Raw genomic sequence first — 17,217 nt, 5'->3', positions numbered from 1 at the left:
AACTTTTAGGGGTCACTTCAAAGATGGAAGTATTCATCTTCCTTTTTTTATTAAAGTAAGTAAAAAATGTATATTGTCAGATTAATTAAAAAAATCTGCATTTAGTGATACAATACAAATTAAGTAGTTCAAAGGAGGAATAGCGGAATGTTTTCCATTGCTCATAACAAGACTAGACCTATTGTTTCTCTGCCTGTTGATCAACCTGAAATGGAATGGAATATAGATTTTGAAAATATGAAAGAATCTTTTTTGTTTTTAAAAAGAGGGGATCGATTATTTGCATATGTTCATGTGAGAGATTTGCTATTAAAAAGCGAGGAAATAACGAGTCAGGCATTGCTTTCCAATGCTGTTTCAATAGATACAATCTGTCATCTTAGTAAAAATATTTCTTTAACAGCGCTCTTTCAAATTATTGGTGCACCCATTGCCATAGTGAAAAATGAAGTAGGGGAGTTAACGGGATATATAAAAAGAGAGGATGTTTTTGCAGAACTATTTAAACAAGAAAACAAAAGTGTAGATATATTGAAAATTATTTTAACGTCTATACCGATGGGGATTTTTGTAGTAGATCGTGAAAAGAACATTGTCAATTGTAATGAATCAGGTTTGAAGATGATTAAGTCTACCCCTGAAAAGGTTATGAATGTACCAGCAGAACAAATTTTTAATGGAGAACATATTAGCAATGTATTTGCAACAGGAAAAGCGATTTTAAATCAACTGCAATTAACAAATGAGATGGGAGTATTAGTTGATTACAGTCCGATTCCAAGTTTCGACCAAACAATTGAGGGAATGGTTATTATTGTGCAAGATTTACCAATGGTTGAAGATATGGCCATGGAAATTGAATATATAAAGGATTTAAATAAAGATTTACATGCAATTTTATCTAGCATTTATGATGAAATATTAGTAGTGAATCATAAAGGAGAGTTAATTCGTTATAGTGAAACCGTTATCAATGATTTTTGGGGAAGTGATTTGAAAGATCTTCTAGGCAAAAGTCTTTTGGATTTAGAGAAAAAAGGGTTATTTAGTCCATCTGTTACTCGATTAGTATTAGAGCAGAAAAAAAAGGTATCGATTGTACAAGAGACAAAGAATGGGAGGAAGATATTAGCAGTTGGAAATCCTGTGTTTAATGAAGAGGGAGAGCTTCACCGCATTATTATTGCTTCAAGAGATATTACAGAAGCAACAAGGTTAAAGACGGAACTGCATGAGATAAAAAAGATATCTGAACAGTATAAGAAAGAGTTGGACAGCTTTAAAAATAAAGATCGTTTTCTTAAGAAATTAATTTATTGTAGTCCAAAAATGGAGCAAATTATAAATCAAGCTAAGAAAATAGCTGATTTTTCTTCCAATGTTCTTATTTCTGGAGAATCGGGCGTTGGAAAGGAAGTAATTGCACAAGCAATCCATCAACTTGGAAACAGATCATCAAATCCATTTTTAAAATTAAATTGCGGTGCGATTCCTGAAACTTTGCTAGAAAGTGAATTGTTCGGCTATACGAAAGGTGCCTTTACCGGTGCTGATAAAAATGGGAAAGAAGGATATTTTAAGCGAGCGGATCAAGGAATTTTATTTTTAGATGAGATTGGAGAAATGCCGTTACACCTGCAAGTGAAATTACTTAGGGTACTGCAAGAGCAAGAGGTAATTCCAATTGGAAGTACAGTGCCTACGAAAATAAATGTTCAAATTATTGCTGCCACAAACAAAAGTCTCGAAAAAATGGTAGAAGCTGGTACGTTTCGGGAAGATTTATTTTATCGCTTAAATGTCATTCCACTGCAAGTTCCACCGCTAAGAGAACGAATGGAAGATGTTCCACTCCTCGCGTTTCATTTCTTACAGCAGTTAAATGAAAAATATAATAAAAATTATCAGTTAACTCCTGATGCGCTTAATTTACTAGAGTTTTATTCATGGCCGGGAAATGTAAGGGAATTACAGAATATGATTGAACGCTTAGTAGTATCTGCAGATGATTCGGTCATTGATGCTGAATTTGTTAGTAAATTTCTAACTCCTGGATATGATTTTAAAAAATCAAAGCCTATGATTACAAGGGTTTTACCATTACAAGAAGCATTGCATTCTGTAGAAGAACAATTAATATTACTTGCGATGAAGCAATATAAAACAACAACAAAGGCAGCGAAGGCTCTTGGAATAAGCCAGTCTTCTGTTAGTCGTAAATATCAAAGAATCATGAATGAAAAGGAAATAGAGGTCGACACAATTTCGTATTTTTAAAAGAAAAAGAGAAGACTTGTTTTTCATTATTAAATTAACATTCAAATTACAGTTAAATTAACATAACAAATCACACAAAAAAGAGCGGATTATACCCGCTCTTTTAGTTATTTAATAAACGATTTTTTAAAGTCTGGGCATCTACTTTGTCTAATGTTCCATAAATGTTCTTTTCTCTGTCAATAATGGTTGCCGTTGCATCGCCTTGATTAAACCATATAAAATATTCAATTAATCTCTCCGGCATATTTTTATCAAACGTGAAGAATAAAGAGACTTTCACATCTTCTTTTTGAGCTATTTCAGCCTTTGCATCTTGTTCCCAATCAATTTTTTCGAATGCTTCTCTTAAAGCTTTAATCTTTTTTTCCTCTGTAATTATTATTTCATTGTCACTGTTTCCATCTATGAATAGTTGAACGTTCACTTTAGTTAGTTGGTTTAAATCAAACTCTTTAGGGACTTCATTGGAACATCCAATAAGAGTTGTTAGGAAGATAGTAAATATAGATAAATTGTTAAGAATTTTTTTCATTCAAGCTCCCCCTGATAATTTCATCCTTCTAAATACATTTGACAATCATCCTGTAAACCCTTTTGAACATAAGTAGAGAGAATTATTTATTTTTTGTTGCTCTCTCCAAGGAGAACTCGTTAGTCTATATGGATTCTTCCCTTTTTGGAAGTTATGCAAAATGTCATAACTTATGCAAAAAAGCATAAGTTATAATCGGTTCTTCGAGGAAAACGTCAGTTTTTGTATGATTGCTACGTATTTTAAATGTTGGCACAATTATTGCTTATATAATATATGAATGATTGACAAAGGGGGATTATATAGTGCTAGATTTAAAAATATATGTAAACGGTGAATGGAAAGATTCTAGTAATCAAGAGAAAAGAGCAATTATTAACCCTGCGAATGGCAAGGTTATCGCATATGCACCTGAGGGAACAATTGAGGATGCAAAACAAGCGATTGAAGTAGCAAGGGCTACTTTTGATAGCGGAATTTGGTCAGACACATCCGCTGCTGAAAGAGCATCTTATTTATTTAAAATAGCAGATGAAATTGATAAAAGTTTAGAAGAACTCGCACGTCTTGAAACAATGGATAATGGAAAAACATATCGAGAGGCAGAAGGAGATATTGGAGATGCTGCAGCTTGTTTCCGCTATTATGCAGGCCTGATTACAAAGCCAGATGGACAAACGTATCATGTAGCTGATCCAATGCAGGCTATGGTTGTGAGAGAGCCAGTTGGTGTTTGTGGTTTAATCGTTCCTTGGAATTATCCGTTACTAATGAGTGTTTGGAAAATCGCTCCTGCTTTAGCGGCTGGAAACACGATTGTATTTAAGCCTTCTGAAGTGACACCAATTACTGCAACGAAACTATTCGAAATCATTGAAAAAGTAGAGTTGCCAAAAGGTGTTGCGAATATGGTAATGGGCGCGGGGCCAACAGTCGGAAATGAGATTGCTGCAAGCGGTAAGGTAGATATGATTTCCTTTACTGGTGGAACAAAAACAGGAAAGCACATTATGAGAACAGCGGCAGATAATATGAAAAAGATTTCGTTAGAGCTAGGCGGGAAATCTCCAAATATTATTTTTGCAGATGCAGATTTTGAAACGGCTGTTGATTATGCATTATTTGGTATTTATGCAGGCTCTGGACAAGTTTGTTCAGCAGGATCAAGAATTCTTGTAGAAGAAAGCGTTTACGAGAAGTTTGTTAATAGTTTTGTAGAACGAGCAAAGCAAATTAATGTTGGACCTGGTGATCACCCAGAATCAGAGATGGGGCCACTTGTAAGTCAAGAGCATATGGAAAAAGTATTACGCTATATTGAACTTGGAAAAGATGAAGGGGCAGAAATTGCTTGCGGAGGGAACCGTATAATGGCGGATGGAAAAGGTGACGGATTCTTTATTGAACCAACGGCCTTTGTCAATGTGAAACCTGATATGCGTATTGTACAGGAAGAAATTTTTGGACCGGTTGTAGTAATACAAAAGTTTAAGGATGAACAGGAAGCAATTGAGCTAGCAAATGGTACAGATTACGGTTTAGCTGGCGGAGTATTTACCGTTGATGGTGCGAAAGCGATGCGCGTGATTCGCAAGCTACGCGCAGGGATTACGTGGATTAATAGTTATCATCCAACATACAACGAGGCACCTTGGGGCGGATATAAACAAAGTGGTATCGGCCGTAGTTTAGGAACGTTTGGTTTAGAAGAATTCCAAGAAATTAAGCAGATTAATATAAACCTAGAAGTAGAACCAATTGGTTGGTTTGCAAATAAAAAGAATGTAGAGGTGAAATAGATGGGGACGAATGTGAAAAATAAATTTAACGAACAAGATGTGAAGAATACGAGTGTAACGGATTATATTACGAAAGTACTTGGGCTTATCGAAAAAGAAAAGGTTTCTGAAGAGGAAGCAAATTGGATTCAAAAAGAGACGGTAGATGGATTTAGAGAACATGTCAATCCTGGTTTTCTCGCATATAGAAAAACAGTAACAAAAGATGGGCAATTTGCAGCGGTAGAATGGTCTGATGAAGGATCTTGCTTCATGGACATCAATGGTAAAAAATATATTGATTGTTTAGGTGGATTTGGGATTTATAATGTCGGTCACCGTAATCCAAAAGTTGTGAAGGCTGTTACAGATCAATTAAAACGCCAAGCATTACATAGTCAAGACTTATTAGATCCACTTCGTGCAATTCTTGCAAAGATTTTAGCAGATATTACACCAGGAGATTTGAAATATGCATTCTTTACAAATAGTGGGACAGAAAGTGTAGAGGCAGCATTAAAACTAGCAAAAATGTACAGTGAGCGAACAACTTTCATTTCAACAACGCGCGCTTTCCATGGTAAGAGCCTTGGTTCCTTATCTGGAACAGCAAAAGGAATGTTCCGTAAACCATTCTTACCATTAATTCCAGGTTTCCGTCACGTTCCATTTGGTGATATTGATATGATGAGAAAAACATTTGAAACGTGTGCATTAGTAGGAGAGGACGTTGCAGCTGTTATTTTAGAACCAATTCAAGGTGAGGGTGGTATTATTTTACCTCCAGAAAACTATTTGAAGCAAGTAAGAGAACTTTGTGATGAATTCGGATCACTACTTATTTTTGATGAAGTGCAAACTGGAATGGGACGCACTGGGAAAATGTTTGCTGCGGAATTATACGATGTTGTACCGGATATTATTTGTCTTGCGAAAGCATTTGGTGGAGGCGTTATGCCAGCAGGTGCAATTGTTGCGAAGGAAAAAGTGTTCAAAAGTTGGTTTGACAATCCATTTATGCATACGACAACATTTGGTGGTAATCCACTTGCATGTGCTGCGGCAATCGCAACAATCCATGTGTTATTGGAAGAGAAATTACCAGAACGAGCTGCAGAAGTTGGGGCGTATTTCTTAAACGGATTGAAAAAAGCAGCCGAAGGACATGAGGATAAAGTGTTTGAAATTCGAGGTCAAGGTTTAATGATTGGAATTGAATTCCATAAAGACGAAATTGGCTATGAAGTATCGAAGGCAATGTTCGATCAAGGCATTCTTGTTGCTGGAACACTTATTAATTCAAAAACAATTCGTATTGAGCCATCGCTTACAATTAGTTATGAAGAAGTAGATACAGTAATCAATGCGTTTAAATCGGTGTTATCACAGGTGAAAGAACAATAGGTATTTTATACAATAACTTTTAAATACAAACCAGTAAAACCACCATGTCGCCTTCTTCCTTTCTTATTGGTTTTACTGGTTTTTACTATAGGAGGAGAAGGGATTGGAAGGAGCATTACAAGGAATTAAAATCATTGATTTATCCCGCGTTCTTGCCGGTCCTTTTTGCACGATGATTCTTGGCGATTTAGGTGCAGAAGTAATTAAAATCGAGAATACGGGAAATGGCGATGATACGAGAGAATGGGGACCTCCATTTTTAGAAGGGGAAAGTGCTTATTTTCTTTGTGCAAATCGTAATAAAGAGTCGATGACATTAAATTTAAAGTCAGAGGTGGGAAAGGAAGTCTTTAAAAAGCTTGTGTCCCATGCAGACGTCGTTGTGCAAAATTTTAAGCCCGGAACACTTGAGAGAATGGGACTTGGCTATGAAATATTACAAGAGGTAAAAGAAGATATTATTTTAGCTTCTATTAGTGGTTTTGGTCAAAAAGGACCAGGTTCCCGTCTTCCGGGCTATGATTATATGATTCAAGCAATGAGTGGATTGATGAGTATAACAGGAGGAAGGGAGGAGGAACCAACTAAAGTAGGGGTTGCCATTTCAGATGTACTCACAGGTCTATTTACGTGTATTGGAATTTTAGCTGCTTTGCAACATCGAAATCGAACGGGAGAAGGACAAGAAATTGATATTTCTTTATTTGATTCACAACTAGCAGCATTAGTAAATGTAGCAAGTAATTATTTATGTACAGGTGAATTACCAGAGAGGCTTGGCAATCAGCATCCGAATATTGTTCCGTATCAAGTGTTTCATGCGGAGGATGGTGACCTTGTTGTTGCAGTTGGGAATGATGAACAGTTTCATAAGTTTTGTTTATTACTTGGCAGACAAGAGTTATCCAGTCTAGAACGCTATAAAACCAATGCAGCTCGCCTTCAATATAAAGATGAACTTGTAAATATAATTGCAAAAGAAATGAAGAAGAAAAAGAAAGAAGAATGGAAACAACTTTTGGATGAAGCAGGGATTCCAAATGGACCAATTCTTAATGTGAAAGAAGCGCTCGAGACAGAACAGGCAGTGGCGAGAGATATGACAATTCATATGGAACATCCGACAATTGAAAATCTTAAACTTGTAGGTTCGCCGTTAAAGCTTTCAAAGACACCGGTTCAAATGCAAAAACATCCGCCACTTCATGGGGAACATACAGAAAAAATTTTGAAAAACATTGGTTATTCTCAGGAAAGTATTATGGAAATGACAAAAAAACAATGGATATAAGGAGGCAGTACAAATGAATTTTGCGTTAACAGAAGAGCAACAAAGTGTTAGAAAAGTAGTGAGGTCCTTTGTAGATAATGAAATTATTCCATATATTAAAGAATGGGATGAAAAAGGTCACTTTGAAGAGAAAATTTTGAGACGTTTAGCAGAACTGCAATTTATGGGAGTTTGTATCCCCGGACAATATGGCGGAGTAGGTATGGACTATAATACGCTGGCTATCGTTTGTGAAGAATTAGAACGTGGTGACACAGCTTTTCGTACAGCTGTATCTGTACATACAGGATTAAATAGTATGACACTTCTGCAATGGGGAACAGAAGAGCAAAAACAAAAGTATCTTGTACCACAAGCAAAAGGTGATAAGATTGGGGCTTTTGGTTTAACAGAACCGAATGCAGGATCAGATGTTGTTGCGATGCAAACAACAGCAGTAAAAGAAGGGGATTACTACGTATTAAATGGATCAAAAACGTGGATTTCTTTATGTGATGTTGCTGATCATTTTTTAATATTTGCGAAAACAAATTCGGAATTAAAGCACCGTGGTATTTCGTGTTTTATCGTAGAACGAACATTTCCAGGAGTATCGACAAAAGCGATAAAAGGAAAGCTTGGTATTCGAGCTGGAAATACAGGAGAAGTATTTTTAGATGATGTAAAAGTACCGGTGGAAAACCTTCTTGGTGAAGAGGGGGAAGGTTTTAAAATTGCAATGGCTTCATTAGATAATGGACGTTTTACAGTCGCAGCAGGTGCTTGTGGCCTTATTCAAGCAAGCTTAGAAGCAAGTGTAAAATATTGTGAAGAGCGTAAAACATTTGGAAAAGAAATCGGGAAACACCAGCTTGTTCAGCAAATGATTGCGAAAATGTTTGCGAATCTAGAAATATCAAGATTACTAGTTTATAAAGCAGGATGGCTAAAAAATGAAGGAAAGCGTAATACGAAAGAAACATCTTTAGCAAAATGGGTTGCTTGTGATGCGGCGTTTGAAGCAGCTAATGACGCAGTGCAGGTACATGGTGCGTATGGATATTCGAATGAATTTCCAGTGGAGAGATATTTACGAAATGCAAAAGCGCCAGTTATTTATGAAGGAACACGTGAAATTCATACCATTATGCAAGCGGAATATGCACTTGGTTATCGCTCGGATAAGGAACTTCGTAATATGTTACCGAAGTGGCCTTTTGAAGAGAGTGAGGCAGAAATGGTAACGAAATAAAGTGAAACTTTAANNAATCGGGCTTTTACGGGCAGTTGATCCCCCACCTATCTTTCTCGTTTTCTCTGAATCTTGAGGTGGGGGTCTTACTGCCCGTTAATGCGGGATAAAATAAGAAGGCAGTGCAACGAAGGTTGCACTGCCTTTTTTATTATATTTTCAACTTACAAGTATTTACATCCCTTTTGTCTTAGTGTACTATTTAACTAGTACACTAAGACAAAAGGAGGGGGGAAATGAAAATTGAGTTTTCTCCTAACATACCGATTTATATTCAGGTGATGGAATACATAAAAAAAGAAATTGTAACAGGTCACTTATTACCTGGTGACAAAATTTCCTCTGTACGTGAATTAGCGAGTGAGTTGCAAGTCAATCCAAATACAATTCAGCGTACATTTCAAGAATTAGAGAGAGATGGGATTGTTGTGACACGTAGAGGAATGGGACGATATGTAACGAGCGAAGGGGAGAAAATTATGGAGCTGCGCAAAGAGATGGCAAAAGAGTTGCTTCATTCTTTTATAAATGGAATGGATAATTTAGGATTTTCAGAAGAGGAAATGCTCTTGATTCTTCGTTCTTCATTGGAAGAGAAAAGGGAGGGGAACGAATGACAGAGTTGCTGAAGACGGAAAATCTTTGGAAGCGATACGATTTAAAAGCTGTAATTCGAGATCTAGATGTAACAATTACAGAGGGGAAAATCGTTGGTCTTGTTGGAGATAACGGTAGCGGAAAAACGACATTGTTAAAAATGATTGCTGGTTTGCAGCATCCTTCAGAAGGAACTATCACAATAGCAGGTAAGAAAGTAGGATTAGAAACGAAAAGAATGGTTTCATTTATGCCAGACAGGCCTGTATTTGATGAATGGATGACTATAAAAGATGCTTTATTTTTCTACCGTGATTTTTATCAAGATTTTGATATGCAAAAAGCCGTGGATACAATTGCTACATTTAAAATACCGCTTGAAGAAAAGATTATCGCCTTATCAAAAGGAATGATTGAAAAACTGCAGTTGATTTTAACATTTTCCAGAAGAGCAAAGCTCTACATATTAGATGAACCGCTTGGCGGAATTGATCCTGTTTCACGTGAGCATGTGCTAGAACTTATTTTACAATTTTATCGTGAAGATTGTACGATTTTAATTTCGACTCATTTAATTGGTGAAATTGAAAACATTTTTGATGAGGTCATCTTTTTGAAGGATGGCGAAATTGTACTGCATGAAAATGTAGAAGAGCTTCGTTTTCAAAGAGGGAAAGCGGTGACTGAATTGTTTAAGGAGATGTTTGGAAAATGAGTCAAACCCTTCGGTATTTATACAATTGTAATAAAAAGAAAATATGGTTTATTTACTTTGGTTTTATAACGATTTCATTAATTCTATTATTTAATATAAAGGGATGCACAGGAGAAAGGCTATCAATTAGACAAGATATAGCATTAATCCTATTTATATTATTATTTTGTATAGTTACATTTTCTATCTTTTTACTAGCAATTTCTTCTTTTCGACGAGTAGTAAGAGGATCTATGATTCGGTATGCAGCAATTTCATCTAGGAAATATATATATGCACATTTGTTATTATTTGTAATTATGTTTACCTTGTTATCAGTAATAGGAATTATTTTTTTACATCTCCTTTCTATAAATATATATGAGAATAAAGCGAATGGGGAGGTGCAACAAGCCATTAATAGTTTATATAATTATGGGCTATTCCACCATCTGTTCTCTATTTTCTTATGGAATATAGATTTAGTGAATACATTAGTTTCTCTGTATTTCATAATCGTAGTCGTAAAACTATTTAATTTGAAATCCTCATTAAAGAAAATGTTATTTATCATTTTCTTTGTTGTTTTTGGTGGAATCCAATTTGTTATAACTAATATGCTAGATAAAATAAATGGTTATATATTTTCTATAAAAAATGTTGGAGTTATAGATAAAAATGGTTTTTTTGAAACATCTTTTTATTTTAGCGATGCTTCGAACATTTCTTATTTAATTTTCAGTTTATTGTCGATTTTTTTATTGGTGGTAATAACAAGTCATATTATCGATAAAAAATTAGAAGTTTAAAGGAGGAAGAATCATTGGGAAACGTAGTAGTGAAATTAGAAAACGTTCATAAAAAAATAGGAAGAACTGAAATTATTCGTGGCCTATCATTTGAAGTTCAGGAAGGTGAAGTATATGGATTTCTTGGTCCAAATGGTAGCGGGAAAACGACAACGATTCGAATGATGACAGGTTTGATTTCCATGACAGAAGGAGATATCACAATTTGTGGTCATAGTATTCGTACTGAGCGTGAGAAGGCGTTAGAACAAATTGGAGCGATTGTCGAGAACCCGGAACTGTATGATTATATGACTGGAATGCAAAACTTAAAACATTTTGCCAACATGGCAGTTACACCAATTCGTAAAGAGCGTATTGCTGAAATTGTAAAGCTTGTTGAATTAGAACATGCCATTCATAAAAAAGTGAAAACATATTCGCTTGGCATGAAGCAACGTCTTGGAATTGCACAAGCACTTCTTCACAATCCGAAAATTCTTATTTTAGATGAGCCGACAAATGGACTAGATCCAGCTGGTATTCGTCAGATTCGTGATTATTTACAAAGATTAGCGAAAGAGGAAAATATCGCTGTCATCGTATCGAGTCATTTGTTGAGTGAAATTGAATTGATGTGTGATCGCGTTGTTATTATTAAGCAAGGACAGTTTGTGCAAGAGTATAACTTACATGAACAGGCGAAGCATGATGAAACGGTTGTAGTAGCATTTGAAGTAGATCAACTTCAGAAAGCAAATGAAATCATTAAAGGTAAGGTACAAGGAAGCGTAGTTGTGAGCTCTGTAGCGAAAGAAGAAATTCCGCAAATTGTAAAACAACTTGTGCATGCTGATGTACTTGTATATGGCGTTACAGTGAAAAATAAAACGTTAGAGGATGAGTTCTTAGCGATTACTGGGGGAGTGAAAGCGTAATGTTTAAATTAATTCAAAATGAATTTTTAAAGTTACATGCGAAAAAAGGTATGTATATATTGATAGGTGTAATTGCTGCATTAGAAATTTTGGGTGTTCTTGTTACATTAAAATGGGGTGAAGCTAAGGATTTTAACGGAACATATTTAGACTTGACACAGTCAGACATTGGTTTAATTATTTTATTTGCAACAATCTTTGGTATTACCATTGCTTCACGTACGATTACTGATGAGTTCCAAAAAGGAACAATTAAGCAGCTGTTAATTCGTCCAAGAAAAAGAATTATGATTTTACTTTCTAAGTATGTTTCAGTTTTACTAGCAATGCTGTTTGTTATCGTTGCAGGTACCTTAACTACAATGGTTATTGGTGCAATCGTTATGGATGGTGGGAAAACAGAATTAACGCTAGGGGTATTGATTAAAGGGACCCTATATAAACTTGTGTCTCCGTTTTTCTTTGCGACACTTGCCTTCTTCTTGGCAAATGTTTTTCGAAAATCAGTATTACCATTAATCATTGCATTGTTCCTATTCTTTTTGCAAGGACCAATTAGCATGATGCTCATGATGTTTGTTAAAGGAGTAGCTAAGTTTGTCGTATTCTTACATTTGGATTTAAGTATATATGATAGTAATAAACTAATTAGCGGTGGTGCTACACCACCATTTACAGAATTCACTTTTACAACATCATTATTGCTCGTACTTGCTTATTTTGTAGTATTACTTGTGGCTTCAAGTGTATTATTTCAAAAACGTGATGTATTATAATAAGAAAGAATCCCCGTTTTTTAACGGGGATTTTCTTTAACCAACTTTTTCTTCCGTTTTTTCACGCTGACAGGATCTTTTGCAGCTTCTTTTTGCTGCATATAATCTTTTAATGCCGCAAATGCGTATTTGATTAAGAATATGATTGTCACTAAGTTGAAGATTGCCATAACGTCCATAAATAAGTCAGCTAAATCCCATACAACTTGAATCGTTGCAACAGAACCTAGGAATACCATACTAATTACAGCAAAGCGGTAAATCATAATAGTTATTTTACTTACTTTTAATAGATATATATTAAAGTAAATTGAGAAAAACAGGAAGAATTTTAAGGAAATTCATATTACAATGTAGATATATCATCTTGGAGGTGTTTTTTATTCGGTACGCATTTTCACGTATACGGCTTCGTAGTTTTTTTTCATGGATGATTTTAGGGATGTTAGTAACGTTGCTGCCTCTTGATTTTGCGGGAGTTTCAGACAATGTCATGGATGTTGCAATGCAAATTTTAGTGTTTTTTACCTTTCCATTACTATGGTTATATGTAAAAGTGCGAAAAAATAACATTCTATTTACTAGTTTCTTTGATAAATCATCAAAATTAAATTGGAAATTAATAGTATTGGCAACTGCCATGGGAATGATTTTTTCATTCGGTGCATCTTCTATTCAATTTTACATATTAGCACATACTTTTCCTGACTTTCTTGTTGATATGCTGAATGATGATGGTGCAATTGATATGAGCAATATGTACACACAAATATTTGGTGTTATTTCAGCATGTATTTTTGCACCAATTATGGAAGAAGTCATTTTTCGGGGCTTCTTCTTGCAGCGTATGGCTTTTAAGTGGGGAATAAAACGAGCAGTAATTGTATCTTCTCTTATTTTTGGTTTAGGCCATTTTGATATTGTGGGTGCTTTTATATTTGGCGTTGTGATGTGCCTTCTCTACATAAAAACAAAAAATATATGGACGAATATTGCTGTTCATGCATTGAATAACTGCATTGTAACGTTCATCCAATTAACGAGTGGTGAAGGAGCGAATGATGCCATTTCGATTGCTGAATTACAAGGACAAAGTAATTTGTGGATTGGGCTTGTTGTGATTTTTATTAGTTTACTATGGTTAGTACCTTTTATTCGAAAGAATTGGCGTACTGTAAATGAAGTCGGGTTACCATCTCTCCGGTTTATCAATGAAGATAAGGAAATTTTATCAATATCACAACAAAATGTAACATATAGCAGGGTCGTGTTAACAGAGCGATTTATGGCTGTAGAATTATCAGATGAAGCTGTGAATCAACTTGGATTAGAAGAGAATGATTATGTAGCGGTTACGGTAGAGGATGATCATATTACGATAAGAAAAGTAGAACAACAATAACAAACGAAAAACAACAGCTCTCCGATATACTTGAGGAGAGCTGTTGTTTTAATGGATCACAATTTCAACGTGGAAGTTGTTTCCGTTTTTCACATATTTAATGTCTGTAACTGTGCGAACAGCTTTTAAAATTTCCACCTTTTCCCCAATGCGAGGGATGGTGGGAACATTATCCCAAATGCCAAGTAAATCATCTTCTTGAATCGTCTTTTCGTAAAACCAAATTTTCAATGTAATACCCCTTTCTCGAACTTTATGTATTTTAATACATAATAAAACATTTTTATTCTTTTTGTAAGGGGTTTTTTATTAAAAAATGAATAAAAATTAATTTTGTTCTTCTGGGAAAATGTGTTCAATATTAGGAGTAAGGGATACTTCTGATAATACGATATGAGAAACGGTTGTTGCATAGGAAGAAACATCATTAATAAATTCTTCAAGCTCCACTAATGATGGAACAGAAATTTTAACGATATAACAAAGGCTTCCTGTTACGCGATAACAAAAACTTGCGGATGGATACGATTGAATGAATTGTTGCATACGTGTTGTATCACCATTTTTCAAGGTGATTTCTAAAATGCAGTCTAAGACGAGCCCAGCTTTTTTATAATCAATATCAATTGTATATTTTTGAATGACTCCTTCGCTTTCTAATTTACGAACACGCTCTGAAGTAGAGGGGGCGGATAAATTGATTCGTTTTGATAACTCTCGCATAGAGAGGCGACTATCATTATATAATTCATTTAAAATTTTGCGATCAATACGATCTAATTGCATTTGTAAATATACCTCCAATAAACTAATAATTTTTGTAAAGAAAATTTATAAATAAAGATTCATATGAAATGTGAAAAGAACCTACTTTATTTTACAATAAAATAGAAAGGAATAGGGGGAGAAGTGATGGAGAGAATTTCATTATCAAATGTCGGAGAAACAAAATTTCAAAAGTTATTAGGACATTGTCCAGAAATATTACAATCGTGGAGTTCATTAGAAAAGACATTATATGAAACAGGAAGCCTTTCGAAAGAGCTAAAAGAACAAGTAAGAAGAACACTTGCATATGGAAATGAGTGTCCGTATTGTATGGCAAAAGGCAAGCCAGATGACGCGCAAAAGGTAGAGGCGATTCGTGTTGCCGTAACTTTCGCAAAGGTATTTGTACATAATCGTTCAGCGATAGATGATGCGATGTTTGATGTGTTGAAACAGTATTGGAGTGAGGCGGAGATTGTAGAGCTTTGTGCATATATTTGTTTTATTACTGCTTCACAACAACTTGGATTTTTATTTCAATTACAATCAGAGGAATAGGGGAGAATAATGGTGAATCAACCAGCACTTATTATGATTGATGTACAAAAAGCATTTGATCTACCGTATTGGGGAGAAAGAAATAATCATTTTGCAGAAGGGAATATGAAAAGTTTATTAGAAAAGTGGAGAAGAAGAGGGCTACCAATATTTCATATTCAGCATGTGAATAAAGAAAATGTAGAGTCAATGTTTCACCCAAATACAGAAACAGTTAAATTCAAAGAAGAAGTACAACCATTACAGGGAGAAATAGTCATTCAAAAGTGTGTTAATAGTGCATTTATTGGAACTGATTTAGAAAAGCTACTAAAAGATAAGAACTGTAATTCAGTTATTATCGTTGGATTAACGACGAACCACTGTGTAGAGACAACAACTCGTATGGCTGGAAATTTAGGCTTTTCAACGTATTTAGTAAGCGATGCAACGGCCACATTTAATCGAAAGGGACCAGATGGTGTACAATACTGCGCAGAAGAAATTCATAATATGACACTCGTAAATCTTCATGAGGAATTTGCTACAATCGTTACAACAGAAGAGGTGTTAGAAAAATTATGTTGTATAAAGTGTGCCACTGAAACTATTTCGATAAAATAATTGCAGAATTATGTAGAAAAAAATAAGAATATTTTGTATAATCAAAGTACAATCATTTTGAAACAGGGGTGGCAACATATGGAACAGATTCCAATAAAGAAAATAGAAACAGTACTCGTTTTAGCAGAAGAAGATAAACAAAAACAAAAAGAATTTTATGAATTGCTATTAACAACTCATTTTTATGTTGCTGGATCTATTGAGGCGGATGGTTCTGAATCAGAAGGAACACTTCGTTTACGTCATTTTCAGGGAGAAGGCAGATGGATTGTACCGTTCTTTACGCAATTAGAATTTGTGAAAGAAGTGTTGCCAGAAGAAACGCCCCTTATTACGATACGTGGAAAAGAGTTATTCGAAAATATAGATAAAGAAGCAACAGCCGTATTGAATGTTGGTACAGAGCTTAGCAAAACATTTATTCCAGAAGAAATTGCAGATATAGCTTCTGGACGTATATTTAATTATTATCAATAAGAAATTATTGTCAGCCCCTTATAGTCAACTTGGTATAAGGGAACATAAAAAAAGGAAAAGCGGTATATGCTTTTCCTTTTTTGTGTAAATGAAAAAGTGTATAGGCAACTATTTTTTAATTCGGTATGAAATTCACGCCGGAAGGAATAGAGAGTGTATTCCTTTCAGTATCCATTGTGACAGTAACACCGAAAGGAATTCCAATATTCGGCTGTATATGCCCAATAGGAAGTCCGTATAATACCGGAATATTGTAGGGAGCGAGGTAATTATACAATATGCTTTGTAATGATAGGGACTGCTTTGAGCTGATGCAATCATGACAGCTTGTGAAGACAATTCCTCCGCATTCCTTCAGTTTTCCTGCTAAGCGTAATTGGTTAAGCATGCGATCGATGCGATAGGGCTCTTCTCCAATATCTTCAAGTAATACAATTTTATTTGCTGTATAGATTTCATAGGGAGTACCTAGTGTACTTACTAAAACTGTTAAATTCCCTCCTATTAATGGCGCAGAAATCATGCGGGTAGATGGAGCGGTGATGCATTCTACTCCGGATAAAATAGTTGAAGAGGGATGAAATAATTGATTGAAAGAAGACAAGGAGAGAGAATCGACCCCTTTTCCTAATTCTTCAATCATCGGGCCATGAAAAGTAACAAGTCCTGCATATTGTGAAAAGGCAATATGTAAAGCAGTAATGTCACTGTATCCCCAAAAAATTTTCGGATTATTTCGGATGAGCTCATATTGAATATAGGGGAGGAGACGGCCGCTTCCATACCCACCTCTTGCGCAAAAAATAGCTTTGACTTCAGGATTGGCAAATGATTCATGTAAATCCTGAAGGCGGATTGTATCATCCCCGGCGAGATAGCCGTATTTCTCGTAGACACTTTGGCCGATTCGTACGGATAGGCCCATTGTTTCTAATACTTTTTTTCCGGTAAGAACGTGCTCTAATATGGGTGGTCCTGCGGGAGCAATAATCATGACAGTATCACCTTGTTGTAGGGCATTTGGATGAATCATGTCATCTCCTCCTTCATTTTCAATATATTCGCTTATAAGGAGTTCAATCCTGTTAAAAGAAGGGGAA

Annotated in this window: 18 protein-coding genes and 1 pseudogene; 14 read left to right on the top strand and 5 right to left on the bottom strand. The window is 35.2% G+C overall.

Annotation, left to right across the window (positions count from 1 at the left end; translation table 11 throughout):
• Positions 1-147: 147 nt before the first annotated feature.
• Positions 148-2,277 carry a sigma 54-interacting transcriptional regulator gene (locus tag CN373_RS22310; RefSeq protein ID WP_000491353.1) on the top strand — a complete coding sequence of 710 codons (2,130 nt, stop codon included), beginning with the start codon at positions 148-150 and terminating at the stop codon, positions 2,275-2,277.
• Between the two features lie 103 nt (positions 2,278-2,380).
• On the opposite strand, the gene CN373_RS22305 is transcribed toward CN373_RS22310, so the two are convergent.
• Complete coding sequence (locus CN373_RS22305; protein WP_000722644.1) at positions 2,381-2,812, bottom strand: hypothetical protein; 432 nt, start codon at positions 2,810-2,812, stop codon at positions 2,381-2,383.
• A gap of 305 nt (positions 2,813-3,117) precedes the next feature.
• Here CN373_RS22305 and CN373_RS22300 point away from each other — a divergent pair, with 305 nt between their 5' ends.
• The 9 genes from CN373_RS22300 to CN373_RS22260 all read left to right on the top strand — a co-directional run bounded on the left by CN373_RS22300 (position 3,118) and on the right by CN373_RS22260 (position 12,309).
• On the top strand, positions 3,118-4,611 hold the full coding sequence (locus CN373_RS22300; RefSeq protein WP_098360169.1) for an aldehyde dehydrogenase family protein: 1,494 nt from the start codon (positions 3,118-3,120) through the stop codon (positions 4,609-4,611).
• Positions 4,612-5,994, top strand: a complete 1,383-nt coding sequence (locus CN373_RS22295; protein ID WP_098360168.1) for a putrescine aminotransferase — start codon at positions 4,612-4,614, stop codon at positions 5,992-5,994. It abuts the gene before it with no gap.
• A 103-nt stretch (positions 5,995-6,097) separates the two neighbouring features.
• On the top strand, positions 6,098-7,285 hold the full coding sequence (locus tag CN373_RS22290; protein ID WP_098360167.1) for a CaiB/BaiF CoA transferase family protein: 1,188 nt from the start codon (positions 6,098-6,100) through the stop codon (positions 7,283-7,285).
• A gap of 13 nt (positions 7,286-7,298) precedes the next feature.
• The gene (locus CN373_RS22285; protein ID WP_098360166.1) at positions 7,299-8,516 is read left to right on the top strand and encodes an acyl-CoA dehydrogenase family protein; all 1,218 of its coding nucleotides are present in this window, start codon (positions 7,299-7,301) and stop codon (positions 8,514-8,516) included.
• A 236-nt stretch (positions 8,517-8,752) separates the two neighbouring features.
• Positions 8,753-9,133 carry a GntR family transcriptional regulator gene (locus CN373_RS22280; protein ID WP_000687505.1) on the top strand — a complete coding sequence of 127 codons (381 nt, stop codon included), beginning with the start codon at positions 8,753-8,755 and terminating at the stop codon, positions 9,131-9,133.
• Positions 9,130-9,828 (top strand): ABC transporter ATP-binding protein, encoded by a 699-nt coding sequence (locus CN373_RS22275; RefSeq protein ID WP_000137766.1) that lies wholly within the window; start codon positions 9,130-9,132, stop codon positions 9,826-9,828. Before CN373_RS22280 ends, CN373_RS22275 begins: the two co-directional genes overlap by 4 nt.
• Positions 9,825-10,616 (top strand): hypothetical protein, encoded by a 792-nt coding sequence (locus CN373_RS22270; protein WP_000084190.1) that lies wholly within the window; start codon positions 9,825-9,827, stop codon positions 10,614-10,616. The genes CN373_RS22275 and CN373_RS22270 overlap by 4 nt, the downstream gene beginning before the upstream one ends.
• A gap of 14 nt (positions 10,617-10,630) precedes the next feature.
• Positions 10,631-11,533, top strand: a complete 903-nt coding sequence (locus CN373_RS22265; protein WP_000528780.1) for an ABC transporter ATP-binding protein — start codon at positions 10,631-10,633, stop codon at positions 11,531-11,533.
• Complete coding sequence (locus tag CN373_RS22260; RefSeq protein WP_000475433.1) at positions 11,533-12,309, top strand: ABC transporter permease; 777 nt, start codon at positions 11,533-11,535, stop codon at positions 12,307-12,309. Before CN373_RS22265 ends, CN373_RS22260 begins: the two co-directional genes overlap by 1 nt.
• Positions 12,310-12,345: 36 nt before the next feature.
• Here CN373_RS22260 and CN373_RS22255 read toward each other — a convergent pair.
• A pseudogene (locus CN373_RS22255) lies at positions 12,346-12,611 on the bottom strand (alanine:cation symporter family protein); the annotation flags it as partial.
• An 80-nt stretch (positions 12,612-12,691) separates the two neighbouring features.
• Here CN373_RS22255 and CN373_RS22250 point away from each other — a divergent pair.
• Complete coding sequence (locus tag CN373_RS22250) at positions 12,692-13,711, top strand: CPBP family intramembrane glutamic endopeptidase (RefSeq protein WP_033664653.1); 1,020 nt, start codon at positions 12,692-12,694, stop codon at positions 13,709-13,711.
• A gap of 48 nt (positions 13,712-13,759) precedes the next feature.
• On the opposite strand, the gene CN373_RS22245 is transcribed toward CN373_RS22250, so the two are convergent.
• Together CN373_RS22245 and CN373_RS22240 are read right to left on the bottom strand one after the other, a co-directional pair.
• Entirely contained in the window at positions 13,760-13,942 is a 183-nt protein-coding gene (locus tag CN373_RS22245; protein ID WP_000708113.1) for a DUF3913 family protein, read from the bottom strand.
• A 96-nt stretch (positions 13,943-14,038) separates the two neighbouring features.
• Positions 14,039-14,497: an Lrp/AsnC family transcriptional regulator gene (locus CN373_RS22240; protein WP_001175487.1), complete on the bottom strand. Its 459-nt coding sequence runs from the start codon at positions 14,495-14,497 to the stop codon at positions 14,039-14,041.
• A gap of 111 nt (positions 14,498-14,608) precedes the next feature.
• On the opposite strand from CN373_RS22240, the gene CN373_RS22235 reads away from it, so the two are divergent.
• The 3 genes from CN373_RS22235 to CN373_RS22225 all read left to right on the top strand — a co-directional run bounded on the left by CN373_RS22235 (position 14,609) and on the right by CN373_RS22225 (position 16,117).
• Positions 14,609-15,037: a carboxymuconolactone decarboxylase family protein gene (locus CN373_RS22235; RefSeq protein WP_232297298.1), complete on the top strand. Its 429-nt coding sequence runs from the start codon at positions 14,609-14,611 to the stop codon at positions 15,035-15,037.
• Between the two features lie 9 nt (positions 15,038-15,046).
• The gene (locus CN373_RS22230) at positions 15,047-15,640 is read left to right on the top strand and encodes a cysteine hydrolase family protein (RefSeq protein ID WP_000248035.1); all 594 of its coding nucleotides are present in this window, start codon (positions 15,047-15,049) and stop codon (positions 15,638-15,640) included.
• Positions 15,641-15,718: 78 nt separating this feature from the next.
• Complete coding sequence (locus CN373_RS22225; protein WP_000435197.1) at positions 15,719-16,117, top strand: SseB family protein; 399 nt, start codon at positions 15,719-15,721, stop codon at positions 16,115-16,117.
• A gap of 115 nt (positions 16,118-16,232) precedes the next feature.
• Here the strand turns inward: CN373_RS22225 and CN373_RS22220 are convergent, their stop codons facing one another.
• On the bottom strand, positions 16,233-17,150 hold the full coding sequence (locus CN373_RS22220; RefSeq protein ID WP_098360165.1) for a S66 peptidase family protein: 918 nt from the start codon (positions 17,148-17,150) through the stop codon (positions 16,233-16,235).
• Positions 17,151-17,217: the final 67 nt, after the last annotated feature.

Origin of the sequence: Bacillus cereus (assembly GCF_002561295.1) — a bacterium.
In the GTDB taxonomy this organism is placed as follows: domain Bacteria; phylum Bacillota; class Bacilli; order Bacillales; family Bacillaceae_G; genus Bacillus_A; species Bacillus_A cereus_S.
This window is presented reverse-complemented; position numbering and strand designations above follow the sequence as displayed.